Source organism: Blastococcus goldschmidtiae (assembly GCF_031845325.1).
GTDB lineage: Bacteria > Actinomycetota > Actinomycetes > Mycobacteriales > Geodermatophilaceae > Blastococcus > Blastococcus goldschmidtiae.
Window position 1 is genome coordinate 15,754 of sequence record NZ_JAVREI010000014.1, and the last position, 12,304, is coordinate 28,057.

Consider the following 12,304-nt stretch of genomic DNA (forward strand, 5'->3'; position numbering starts at 1 on the left):
CGATGGGCATCCTCGACAACCTCGCGCTCGGGTTCGAGACGGCGTTCACGCCGGTCAACCTGCTCTTCTGCCTGATCGGTGTCGCCCTCGGCACCGCGGTCGGCGTGCTGCCCGGGATCGGGCCGACCGCCACGATGGCCCTGCTGCTGCCGATCACCTTCGGCTTCGAGCCGGCCACCTCGCTGATCATGCTGGCCGGGATCTACTACGGCGCCCAGTACGGCGGGTCGACGACGGCGATCCTGATCAACCTGCCCGGTGAGTCCTCGGCCGCGGTCACGGCGATCGACGGGCACCAGATGGCCAAGCAGGGCCGCGCGGGCACGGCGCTGGCGACCGCGGCGCTCGGCTCCTTCTTCGCCGGCACCGTGGCCACGGTGTTCGTGGCACTCCTGGCCACCCCCCTCGCGGACCTCGCGCTGAACTTCGGGCCGGCGGAGTTCTTCTCCCTCATCGTGCTGGGCCTCATCGCCTCGATCACGCTGGCGAGCGGGTCGACGCTCAAGGCGCTGGCGATGATCGTGCTGGGCCTGGCGCTGGGCACCGTCGGCCAGGACCTCGTCTCCGGATCTCCGCGCTTCACGTTCGGACAGCGCGAGCTCGACGGGGGGCTGGACTTCGTCTCCCTCGCGGTCGGGCTCTTCGGCGTCGCCGAGATCCTCCGCAACCTCGAAGGCGACCTGACGCGCAGCGTCATGGTGAAGAAGGTCAAGAACCTCTGGCTCACCATGGCGGACTTCCGGCGCGTCCGGATGCCCGTGCTCCGCGGCACGGCCCTGGGCTCCGCGCTCGGTGTCCTCCCGGGCGCGGGCCACGTCCTGGCGTCGTTCATGTCCTACTCGGTCGAGAAGAAGGCGTCGAAGACCCCCCAGGAGTTCGGCAAGGGTGCCATCGAGGGCGTCGCGGGGCCGGAGTCGGCCAACAACGCCGCCGCGCAGACCGCCTTCATCCCGCTGCTCACCCTCGGCCTGCCGGGGAACGCGGTCATGGCGCTCCTGGCCGGGGCGCTGCTCATCCAGGGCATCGTTCCCGGTCCCGACGTGATCAACAACGAGCCGGAGCTGTTCTGGGGGCTGATCGTCTCCTTCTGGATCGGCAACCTGTTCCTGGTCATGCTCAACCTGCCGCTGATCGGGCTGTGGGTGAAGATGCTGACCATCCCGTACCGGGTGCTGTTCCCCGCGATCATCGCCTTCGCGGCCATCGGCACGTTCTCCATCAACCGCAATCCCTTCGATGTCTACGCGATCGCCTTCTTCGCCGTCCTGGGGTACGTCCTCATCAAGCTGGGCTGTGAGCCGGCACCGCTGCTGCTGGGCTTCGTCCTGGGGCCGCTGCTGGAGACGTACCTGCGCCGGACGCTGACCATCTCCCAGGGCGATGCAACGGTGTTCCTGACCCGGCCGCTGTCGGCGACCCTGCTCGCCCTCGCCGTCGTCGCGTTCCTGATCGCGGTGCTGCCGTCGGTCCGGCGCAAGCGCGAGGCTGTGTTCGAGGACGAGGACTGATCGCTCCGGCAGGTCGTCCGCCTCCCGGTCGGCGACCTGCCGGCCGAGGGTCAGGCGGTGAGCGCCAGCCAGAGCGGCAGGGTGAACAGCGCGGCCGTCGTCGCCGCGGACACCTGGGCGGCCACGAACGTGCCGTTGCCGTTCATTCGTGCGGCCAGCACGTAGGACGCCGTGGCCGGCGGGACGGCGGCGAAGGCGAGGACGACGAAGCGCTGCTCCCCGTCCACGCCGAGAAGGGCGCAGAGCGCGAGGGCCACCGCCGGCACGGCGAGCAGCTTGACCGCCCCCAGGTAGCCGGCCATGAGCCGTTGTCCGCGCGGCAGCCCCCTGAGGCGCAGCGCGGCGCCGACCGCCAGCAGCCCCAGCGGCACCGCCGCGGCGGCCAGCCGGGACAGCGTCGCGTCGACCGGTCCGGGGAGCGTCAGCCCGAGCAGGTTGCCGCTCAGCCCCGTCACCGTGGCGATGATCAGCGGATTGCGGGCGACCGCACCGAGCACGTCGAGCGCACGTCCGCCCGGCGCACCCCCGGGTGCGCTCCGGGCCAGCGCCGTCACCGCCAGGACGTTCACCAGGGGGACGCTGACGCCCAGCAGCACACCCATGAGCGCCAGGGCGGCCACCCCGAGGTCGTCGACCAGCGCGAGCGCGATGAAGGTGTTGAACCGGAAAGCGGTCTGCCACCCCGAGGCCGCCGTCATGCGGTCGACGCCCGGCAGCCACCGGACCACCGCGCCGAGGAGCGCGCCGGCGCCCGTGGCCCCCAGCGCGGCCAGGAGGACTCCGCCGGAGCCGGCGGCGGCGAGGTCGGCAGCCAGCGTGGTGCGGAGGAGGAGGACCGGGAAGAGGACGAAGTAGACCAGGCGCTCCAGGTCGACCCAGAACTCCGGCGACCGCCAGGCGAATCGGCGCAGCAGCAGGCCGATGAGGAGGAGAGCGAACTCCGGCAGGACCAAGGCAGCCGCGTTCACCGGGGAAGCCTAATCAGCCGGACGTCGGCGCCTGCGCAGCGAGCCGGCGTCCTCGCGGTGTCTCAGGTGTAGGCGTCGACCGCGAGGTAGACGGCCAGGCCGAGCCCGGCGAGGGCGATGATCCGCCGCAGCGCCGTCTGGGGTGCCACGCGGACGATGCGGGGCCCGAGCAGTGAACCGAGGAACAGCCCGACGGCCAGCGGCAGGGCGGCGGACCAGACGACGGTGGAGAAGATCGCGAAGCCGACCGCGGCGACTGTGTTGGCCACCCCCAGGACGACGTTGCGCATCGCGTTGCTGCGGGGCAAGCCCTCGCCGGTCGTGAGCAGGAACGTGGCCATCATCAGCACGCCGGCCGCGGCCCCGAAGTAGCCGCCGTAGACGGAGATGACCAGGACGGCGATCGGCAGCCACCACTGGTCGGGGCGGCCGGCATTCGCGGCGGCGCCCTCGGCCGCCAACTCCCGGGGTGGGCGCTGGACCAGGATGGCGATCGACGCCGCGCCGATGAGCCACGGTACGAGCTTCTCGAAGCCCCCCGCCGGTGTGACCAGGAGGAGCAGGGCGCCGAGAGCCCCGCCGATGAGGCCGGCCGCCATGAGCGGCAGCAGCCGCCGCCCCTGCCCCTCGAGCTCCGGGCGAGAGGCACTGACCGTGCCCACGCCCACCACGACGAGGGCAGCGGTGTTGGTGACGTTGGCCGTCACTGGGGGGAGGCCCGCGGCCAGCAGGGCCGGGTAGCTGATCAGCGAGGCCAGCCCGGCGATGCTCCCGGTGAGTCCCGCCCCGACGCCGGCCAGCACCAGGAAGGCGAACTCCCAGACGCTCACCCGGTCACCAGCACCACGATAGCGACGAGCCCGAGGGCGACGATCGCCGTCCGAAGCACCGCCGCGGGCAACCGCCGTCCGTAGCGGGAGCTGACCGCGGCTCCGGTCAGCGATCCCACCGACAGGAGCGCGGCGGCCTGCCAGTCGATGCGGTCGGGGGCGACGACCACGTAAGCGATCGCGGCGACGGCGTTGACCGCCAGCGTGAGGACGTTCTTGATCGCGTTGAGGCGCTGCAGGGGCTCGCGCAGGAGCATGCCGAAGATGCCGATCTGCAGCACGCCCTGGCTGGCCGCGAAGTAGCCGCCGTAGGTGCCGGTGAAGTACGCGCCGACGAAGCACGCCGCGAGCCGCCCACCTCGGACCGGCGGGGCCGTGCCGTCGTCGGGACGGGCGGGGAGCCTGCGCTGGACCCGCGGCTGGAGGATCACCAGGACGACGGCGAGGCCGATGAGTGCCGGCACGATCGCCTCGAACGCCGCGGCGGGCAGGGTCAGCAGCAGGAACGCCCCAGTGAGCGCGCCGAGGACCGAGGCGGGCAGGAGCCGCAGGAGGAGCCCGCGCTGGCCGCGCAGCTCGCGGCGGTAGCCGATCGAGCCGCTGAGGTTCCCGGCGACCAGGCCGAGGGAGTTGCTGATGGTGGCCGGGACCGGGGGGAGTCCCACGGCCAGGAGCACCGGGAAGCTGACGAGGGTGCCGGATCCGACGACGGCGTTGATCCCACCGGCCGCGAAGCCGGCCGCGATCACCGCCAGCATCTCCCAGACGGTCATGTGGACATCGCCCGGAAGCGTCGCACGCCGCCGAGGCCGAACGCCTCCGGTGACGTGACGATCGGCTCACACCCGGTGGCAGCAGCGGCCGCGGCTCAGCGTCGAGGCCGCGCCCGTGACGTCGCTCGCTTCGTGGCCGGCGCGGCGGCCGGGTCCTCGGGCCAGGGGTGCCGGGGGTAGCGGCCCCGGAGCTCGCTGCGGACGGCGGGATAGCCGGTGCCCCAGAACCCGGCGAGGTCGACGGTGGTGGCCACCACCCGGTGCGCGGGGGAGAGGAGCTGCAGCCGCAGGGGTCGTCCCGCCACCTGCGGGGCCCGGGCCCAGCCGAACACCTCCTGGACCCGCACCGAGAGGGTCGGCACGGTGGGATCGGTGTAGTCGATCCGGATCCGCGACCCGGTCGGGACCGTCACGGCGTCGGGGACGACGGTGTCGAGGTCGCCGGACACCTGCCAGGGCACCAGGGTGCGCAGGGCCGCGGTCACGTCGATGCGGGCGAGGTCGGCCCGCCGGCGGGCACCGGAGACGTCGATCGCGGCGAGCAGGTCGTCGTCGGCGACGGCCGGCCAGGGCTCCCCGACACCGGCGTGCGCGGCGGCCAGTCGCTCGCGCAGCCGGCGGGCCGCCGTCGTCCAGGTGAGCATGCCGGGGCCTTCCTGACGCAGGCCCTCGGTGACCGCGGCTGCCAGGGCGGCCGGATCGGGTTCCGGCAGCGGCCGGTCGGCCAGCACGACCGCGCCCAGCCGCTCCACGCGGGCGCTGCGCACGTCGCCGTCCCGCCAGGTCACCTCGTCGCCGTCGGTGTGCAGGGGGCCGCCGGCCTCCAGGGCGGTCGCCTCGTCGATCGCGACGGCCGAGCGCACCCGGGCGTCCCGGCGGCCGGGCGACCGGTCGGCGACGGCGATCGCCAGCCACGGAGCGCCGGAGAGCGCGGTGCCCGGCGGCAGCTCGGCTCCGGTGCCGGCAGCCATCAGGTACGTCGTGCCCTCGGCGCGTCGCCGGGCCAGCCGCTCGGGATGGGCCAGGCCGACCACCAGCCCGGCCGCTGTGTCATCGGGCAGCGCGTCCCCGGGCAGGCGCCGGGGGTCGACGTCGCCCGCCGCTCGCTCGAGGCGGCCGACCTCGTCCCGCCAGCGCGCGGTCGCGCCCCGGTCGGTGCCCGAGCGCAGAGCCCGCCACGTCGCCGTGAGGTCGTCGCCGCGGGCGGGCAGGTCCGCCGACAGCAGCGCGACCACCTCGGCAGCCCTGCGACGACCGACCAGGGGAGCGCCGTCGAGCAGCGCGCGGGCCAGCCGGGGATGCACGCCGACGGCGGTCAGGGCGCGTCCCCGCGCCGTGGCCCGTCCCTCGTCGTCCACCGCGCCGAGGGTGCGCAGCGTCTGGCCAGCGACGAGCAGCGCCGCCGCCGGCGGCGGGTCCAGGAGCGCGAGACCGGAGCCGCCGGGCGCACCCCAGCACGCCAGCTCCAGTGCGAAGTCGGTGAGATCGGCGACGGCCACCTCCGGCTCGTCGTGCGCGGGCAGCCGGTCCTGCTCGGCGGGGGTCCAGCAGCGGTAGACGGTGCCCGGTGCCTCCCGGCCGGCGCGGCCGGCGCGCTGGGTGACCGCCGCACGCGACGCCCGCACGGTGACCAGCGATCCCAGGCCGCGGGCCAGGTCGGCCCGCGGCACCCGCGTCAGCCCGGCGTCGACGACGACGCGGACCCCCGGCACGGTGAGGCTGCTCTCCGCGAGTGCCGTGGCGAGGACGACGCGGCGTCGCGGGCCGGGCTGCAGGGCGGCGTCCTGCGCGGCCGCCGGCAGCCGGCCGTGCAGGGGCAGCACGTCGGCGTCCACCCCGCGGAGCGCCCCGGCCACGGTGCCGATCTCCCCGGCGCCGGGGAGGAAGACCAGCACGTCACCGGTGCGGTCGGCCAGCGCCCGGCGGACCGTCGCCGCGACGTGGGACAGCAGCCGCGGGTCGACGCGCAGGCCGTGCGGCGGGTCCACCGGGCCGGCCGGCGGCGCCCACACGACGTCGACGTCGTGCAGGGTGCCGGCGGCCTCGACCACGGGAGCGGGCCGGCCCTCGCCGCCGAGCAGGCCGGCCAGCCGGTCGGCCTGAGCCGTGGCCGACATGGCGAGCACCCGCAGCTCCGGGCGCAGCGCCCCGCGGACGTCGAGGCCGAAGGCGAGCGCCAGGTCGGTGTCCAGATGCCGCTCGTGGCACTCGTCCAGGACGACGGCGTCGACCCCGGCCAGCTCCGGATCGGCCTGCAGCCGGCGGACGAGCAGCCCGGTGGTCACCACCTCGACGCGGGTGGCAGGGCCCCGACGGCTGTCGCCGCGGACGCTGTAGCCCACCCGGCCGCCCACCGGCTCGCCCAGGAGCGCCGCCATCCGGCGGGCGGCCGCGCGGGCGGCCACACGTCGGGGCTCGGCCACGACGATGCGTCCGGGCAGGTCCCCGGCCAGCGCGAGGGGGACGAGCGTCGTCTTCCCGGTGCCGGGCGGGGCCACGAGTACGGCCGTACCCCGTGCCGCCAGTGCCCCCGCCAGCGCCGGGAGCGCGGCGCGGACCGGCAGGTCGGTCCCCGGCGTCCCGGGCGGTGGCAGCACGCGGTCAGTGTTCCGGAAGGCGGTCACCCCATCGGGGGCGGTCGGGTCCAGCGTGCTTCAGCGCCCGGCCCGCCCCGCCGACGTCCTGGGTACTGGGACGAGAGCGGGGACCGATGGAGCACGGAGCCACACGGCGGCAGCTGCCGGCGTGCGCCGGCTGGGCCGTCGCCGCGTCGGTGCTGCTGATCGTCTACCGGGAGGTCGCCGGCACCCTGGGCGGCGAGCTCCTCTACCTGCTGGTGGTCTGGGCCGCGACCGCGATGGCGTGGTGGTGGCTCCGGGAGGGGGCCGGGCGCCTCGCCGGGGTCCTCATCGCCGCCGGGCTGACGATGTCCTCCCTCGGCGACCTCCTGTGGATGATCCTGAAGTGGCTCGGCAACGAGCCGGACGTGTCGGTGGCCGACGTCCCCTACCTGGCCGGCTACGTCGCCCTGGGGCTGGGGCTCACGGTGCTGGCCCGGGTTGCCCGGCAGCCGGGACGGCAGCGGATCGACGGCTGGATCGACGCGGCCGTCGTGTTCGTCGCCGCGCTGCTGCTGATGTGGCACCTCTCCATCGCCGAGACGGTGGCCGACGCCTCGGTGTCGCTGGGCACGCGGGTGGTGTGGGCGATGTACCCCGCCCTGGACGCCGCGCTCATCGCGCTGGTGTTCCGCCTGGTCGGCGGGGGACGCCGGGACGGCAGCGCGGTCGCGCTGGCCGCCGGCTCGATGTGCTGGCTGGTGTCGGACCTGGGCTTCCTCGTGCGGCCCGACGCCTCGGGCCTGCTGGACGTGGGCTGGATGCTCGGGGCCGCGTTCCTCGCCTCCGCCGTCCGGGACATCGGACGGCGGCGGTCCGCGACGGCGGCCGTGGCGCCCGGTGACGGCATCGGACGCCTGGCCGTGTCCCTCGCGGCGCTGTTGGTGCCGGGCACCCTCGAGCTGTTCAACCACCTGGGCGACCGGCCGGAGAGCCCGCTGGCGCTGTACACGGCGCACTTCGCGCTGGTCGTGCTGGTGTTCGCGCGCACCGTGCGCCTGCTGCAGGCCGAGGGACGCGCCCGCGACATGGTCCGGTCCCAGGCGCGGCACAGCGCGGCGCTGGCCGCCCACTCCTCCGATGCGGTCGTCGTCGTCGACCGGTCCGGCCGCCTGCGCAGCGACGCCACGCGGCTGGCCGGCCTTCTCGGCTCCGCCCACGACGTGGACGGTGGGCTCGCCGAGCTCATGACCAGCACCGGACTGCGGCTCGAGGAGGCGCGCGTCGTCTTCGAGCGGGCCCTGGCGGCCGGAGGCTCGGTCGTGAGCGCGGAGCTGCCCCGCCGGGTGGACGGGCAGGAGTTGTGGCTCGGGGTGCGCCTGGTCGACCTGACCGACGATCCGGATGTGCGGGGCGTCGTCATCCACGCCACGGACATCACCGAGCGCAAGCGCGCGGAGCAGACCCTCGCGCACCAGGCCTTCCACGACGGGCTCACCGGCCTGGCGAACCGGGCGCTCTTCGCCGACCGGGTCGAGCAGGCGCTGCGGCACAACGCGCGGCGCGGTGACACGGCCGCCGTCGTCTTCATCGACCTGGACGGGTTCAAGGAGGTCAACGACGCGCTCGGCCACCAGGCCGGCGACGTCCTCCTGCAGCAGGTAGCCGGCCGGCTGCAGGCAACCGTCCGCACGGGGGACACCCTGGCCCGGCTCGGCGGCGACGAGTTCGCGATCCTCGTCGAGCAGATCATCGGCCCCGACGAGGCGCGCGCCGCCGGTGACCGCGTCCTGGCCGCGCTGGGCGGCCCGGTCCGGATCGGCAACCAGGTCGTCTCCGTGTCGGGCAGCGTCGGCGTCTCCATCAGCGACGGCGACGCGACGCGCGACTCGCTGGTGCGCGACGCCGACATCGCGATGTACGCCGCCAAGTCGGCCGGCCGCGGCCGCGTCGTGGTGTTCGACCCCAGCATGCGCGCCGCCGTCGTGGAACGGCGCGAGCTGGAGCGCGAGCTCCAGGGCGCGCTCGCCGGGGGACAGCTGCGGCTGGTCTACCAGCCGGTCGTCGAGCTCGACGGGTCGACCGTCGTGGGCTTCGAGGCACTGCTGCGTTGGACGTCGCCGTCGCTCGGACCGGTCCCGCCGGACCGCTTCGTGCCCGTGGCGGAGGACCTGGACCTCATCGGGGAGATCGGCGCCTGGGTGCTGCGGGAGGCGTGCACGGCAGCAGCACGGTGGCGCCGGCTGCCCGGCGGCCGGGACCTCACCATGGCCGTCAACGTGTCGGCAGTGCAGCTGGCCTCGCCCGACCTGGTCGGGCAGATCGCCGAGGCCCTCGCCGGCAGCGGGCTCCCGGCCTCGGCCCTCGTCCTCGAGGTCACCGAGACCGCCCTCGTCCGGGACCCGGACGCCGCCGCCGAACGGCTCGCCGCGCTGCGCGCGCTGGGCGTGCGGCTGGCGCTGGACGACTTCGGGACGGGGTACTCCTCGCTGAGCTACCTGCGGCAGTTCACCGTCGACGTGCTCAAGATCGACCGCTCGTTCATCGCGACCATCCAGGGGGCCCACCTGCCTCCGATCGTGCGCGGCCTGATCGACCTGGGACGCACCCTGGACCTGGAGATCGTCGCCGAGGGCGTCGAGCTGGAGGTCCAGCGCGACCAGCTGCGCGCCGCCCGGTGCGACCTCGCCCAGGGCTACCTGTTCGACGCACCGCTGGAGGCGGGCGCGGCGGAGCGGCTCGTGCTCCACCCGGCGGGCGCCTCGCTCGCCGACACCGCCCGCCGACTGCCCGCGCCGCGTGTCGGGGCGACGCCGGGCCGAGCGGGGAGCGTCAGACCGTCCTGAGGTCGCCGGGACGGCCGGACCTCGGTAGGCATGACCCATGCCGGTGATCGGATTCCACAACTCCCACGAGCAGGTCCATCCCGCAGAGCTGCTCAAGGCGGTCCAGCACGCCGAGGAGGTGGGGTTCACCGCGGCGATGTGCTCGGACCACCTCACGCCCTGGAACCCACGGCAGGGGGAGTCCGGCTTCGCCTGGTCCTGGCTGGGTGCGGCGATGGCCACGACGTCCCTGCCCTTCGGTGCGGTGAACGCCCCGGGGCAGCGTTACCACCCGGTGATCGTCGCCCAGGCGATCGCGACGCTGGGCGCGATGTTCCCCGGCCGGTTCTGGGTGGCCCTGGGCAGCGGCGAGGCGATGAACGAGCACGTCACCGGTGACAAGTGGCCCCGCAAGGACGTGCGAGACGCCCGCCTCCGGGAGTGCGTGGACGTGATCCGCCGGCTGCTCGCCGGTGAGGAGGTCAGCCACGACGGCCTGGTCACGGTCGACCGGGCGATGATCTACACGCTGCCCGAGCAGCAGCCGGCGCTCATCGCCCCGGCGGTCAGCGTGGCCACCGCCCGGAGGGGCGCGGACTGGGCCGACGGGCTGGTCACCATCAACCAGCCGCACGACAAGCTGCGCGAGATGATCGCCGCCTACCGGGACGCCGGGGGCCAGGGCAAGCTCGTGCTGCAGGTGCACGTGTCCTGGGACCCCGATCCCGACCGCGCCCTGGGCATCGCCCACGACCAGTGGCGGAGCAACGTCTTCCCCCCGCCGCTGTGCTGGGACCTCGACAGCCCGGAGGCGTTCGAGCAGGCCAGCGCGCACGTCACCCCCGAGGACGTGACCGGTGCCGTCCGCGTGTCGGCCGATCTGGGGCAGCACGCCGCCTGGCTGCAGGAGTACGTCGACCTCGGCTTCGAGGAGATCTACCTGCACCACGTCGGCGTGGAGCAGCGGCCCTTCCTCGACGCGTTCGGCCAGCACGTCCTGCCGCAGCTGGGGGTCACCGCCCCGGGGCCCGCGGTCGCCGTCGATCCACCCGGACCGGCCGAGAACCGCCGGCCGCACCTCGACCCGGTGCCGGCGCCGTGAGGATCACCGACACCAGCGACCTGTGGTGGAAGAACGCCGTCGTCTACTGCCTCGACGTCGAGACCTACATGGACTGGAACGGCGACGGCATCGGTGACTTCGAGGGTCTCGCCCAGCGCATCGACCACCTGGCCGACCTCGGCGTCACCTGCCTGTGGCTGATGCCCTTCTACCCGACCGCCGAGCGCGACGACGGCTACGACATCACCGACTTCTACGGCGTCGACCCGCGGCTGGGCAGCGTCGGTGACTTCGTCGAGGTCCTCCGCACGGCGAAGGAGCGGGGCATGCGGGTGATCGCCGACCTCGTGGTCAACCACACCTCGATCAAGCACCCCTGGTTCCGCTCGGCCGAGGCCTCGAAGGACTCGCCGTTCCGCGACTTCTACGTGTGGCGCTCGGACCCGCCACCGGACACCTCCGGGCAGGTCGTCTTCCCCGACCAGGAAAACGGCATTTGGACGCTGTCGGAGAAGACGGGGGAGTGGTACCTGCACAAGTTCTACAAGGAGCAGCCCGACCTGAACGTCACCAATCCGCGGGTGCGCGACGAGGTCGCGAAGGTCATGGGCTTCTGGCTGCAGCTGGGCCTGGACGGCTTCCGGGTGGACGCCGTGCCGTTCTTCCTGGAGACCGTCGGCGCGGACGACGGGGCGTTCCCCGAGCCGCACCAGTACCTGCGGTCGCTGCGCTCGCTGGTCAACCGGCGGTCCGGCGCCGGCGTGCTGCTGGGCGAGGTCAACCTGCCGTTCGAGCAGCAGCTGGAGTTCTTCGGCGGCACCGACGGCGACGAGCTGACCATGCAGTTCGACTTCAACGGCATGCAGGCCCTCTACCTCTCCCTGGCCCGGGGTGACGCCGGCCCGCTCTCCGCCTCCCTCGGGAAGCGGCCGACCCTGCACCCGGACTCGCAATGGGCGACCTTCGTGCGCAACCACGACGAGTTGACCCTGGACAAGCTCTCCGACGAGGAGCGCGAGGAGGTCTTCGCCGCCTTCGGGCCGGAGGAGCGCATGCAGGTGTACGGCCGGGGGCTGCGGCGCCGGCTCCCACCGATGCTGGACGGCGATCCGCGGCGCGTTCGGATGGTCTACAGCCTGCTCTTCTCGCTGCCGGGCACCCCCGTGCTGTTCTACGGGGAGGAGATCGGCATGGGCGAGGACCTCGACGCCGAGGGGCGGCTCGCCGTCCGGACCCCCATGCAGTGGACCTCCGGCCGCAACGGCGGGTTCTCCACCGCCGAGCCCCGGAAGCTGCCCGGCCCGGTGGTCGACGGCGGCTTCGCCCCGGACTACGTCAACGTCGCCGACCAGCGCAACGACCCCGACTCGCTGCTGTCGTTCATGAAGCTGCTGATCCGGCGGTACCGCGAGTCACCGGAGCTCGGGTGGGGGGGCTTCCAGGTGCTGGAGCACCCGTGCCCCGAGGTGATGGCCCACCTGTGCACCTGGGACGACGGGGCGCTGGTGGCCATCCACAACCTCAGCTCCGTGCCGCGCACGGTGCCGTTGGTGCTGGAGAGCTGCGGCCCCGATCACCGCCTGGCCGACCTGCTGCAGGCCGGCAGCACGGACGTGGGCGACGGCGGGCGCGTGGAGCTCCAGCTCGACGGCTACGGCTACCGGTGGCTGCGGGTGGTCGGCGCGGACAGCCGCCGGCTGGTGTGAGCCAGCTGAAGGGCATCACACAGCGAGGCGAGCCGCCGCAGACGCTTTGGCTCAGGAGCGTCTTTCTCGGGGA

The 12,304-nt window shown here is 74.0% G+C and carries 8 protein-coding genes; 4 read left to right on the forward strand and 4 right to left on the reverse strand.

Annotation, left to right across the window (positions count from 1 at the left end; translation table 11 throughout):
- The first annotated feature begins 2 nt into the window (after nt 1-2).
- Complete coding sequence (locus RM425_RS16720) at nt 3-1,508, forward strand: tripartite tricarboxylate transporter permease (RefSeq protein WP_311346351.1); 1,506 nt, start codon at nt 3-5, stop codon at nt 1,506-1,508.
- A gap of 50 nt (nt 1,509-1,558) precedes the next feature.
- Here the strand turns inward: RM425_RS16720 and RM425_RS16725 are convergent, their stop codons facing one another.
- From RM425_RS16725 to hrpB, 4 genes are all read right to left on the reverse strand, one after another.
- Nucleotides 1,559-2,476 (reverse strand): AEC family transporter, encoded by a 918-nt coding sequence (locus RM425_RS16725; RefSeq protein ID WP_311346352.1) that lies wholly within the window; start codon nt 2,474-2,476, stop codon nt 1,559-1,561.
- 62 nt (nt 2,477-2,538) lie between these two features.
- Entirely contained in the window at nt 2,539-3,306 is a 768-nt protein-coding gene (locus tag RM425_RS16730) for a sulfite exporter TauE/SafE family protein (protein ID WP_311346353.1), read from the reverse strand.
- A complete protein-coding gene (locus RM425_RS16735) occupies nt 3,303-4,079 on the reverse strand; it encodes a sulfite exporter TauE/SafE family protein (protein ID WP_311346354.1) in 777 nt (258 codons plus the stop codon). The genes RM425_RS16730 and RM425_RS16735 overlap by 4 nt, the downstream gene beginning before the upstream one ends.
- 95 nt (nt 4,080-4,174) lie before the next feature.
- Nucleotides 4,175-6,676, reverse strand: coding sequence for an ATP-dependent helicase HrpB (gene hrpB, locus RM425_RS16740; RefSeq protein WP_311346355.1), 2,502 nt, complete (start codon nt 6,674-6,676; stop codon nt 4,175-4,177).
- 113 nt (nt 6,677-6,789) lie between these two features.
- Between hrpB and RM425_RS16745 the strand changes: the two genes are divergently transcribed.
- Genes RM425_RS16745 through RM425_RS16755 form a run of 3 tightly spaced genes read left to right on the forward strand, consistent with a single transcriptional unit; the run spans nt 6,790 to nt 12,231 of the window.
- Complete coding sequence (locus tag RM425_RS16745) at nt 6,790-9,483, forward strand: putative bifunctional diguanylate cyclase/phosphodiesterase (protein ID WP_311346356.1); 2,694 nt, start codon at nt 6,790-6,792, stop codon at nt 9,481-9,483.
- Nucleotides 9,484-9,520: 37 nt separating this feature from the next.
- Nucleotides 9,521-10,564: a TIGR03885 family FMN-dependent LLM class oxidoreductase gene (locus RM425_RS16750; RefSeq protein ID WP_311346357.1), complete on the forward strand. Its 1,044-nt coding sequence runs from the start codon at nt 9,521-9,523 to the stop codon at nt 10,562-10,564.
- Nucleotides 10,561-12,231: an alpha-amylase family protein gene (locus RM425_RS16755; RefSeq protein ID WP_311346358.1), complete on the forward strand. Its 1,671-nt coding sequence runs from the start codon at nt 10,561-10,563 to the stop codon at nt 12,229-12,231. The genes RM425_RS16750 and RM425_RS16755 overlap by 4 nt, the downstream gene beginning before the upstream one ends.
- The last annotated feature ends 73 nt before the right edge of the window (nt 12,232-12,304 follow it).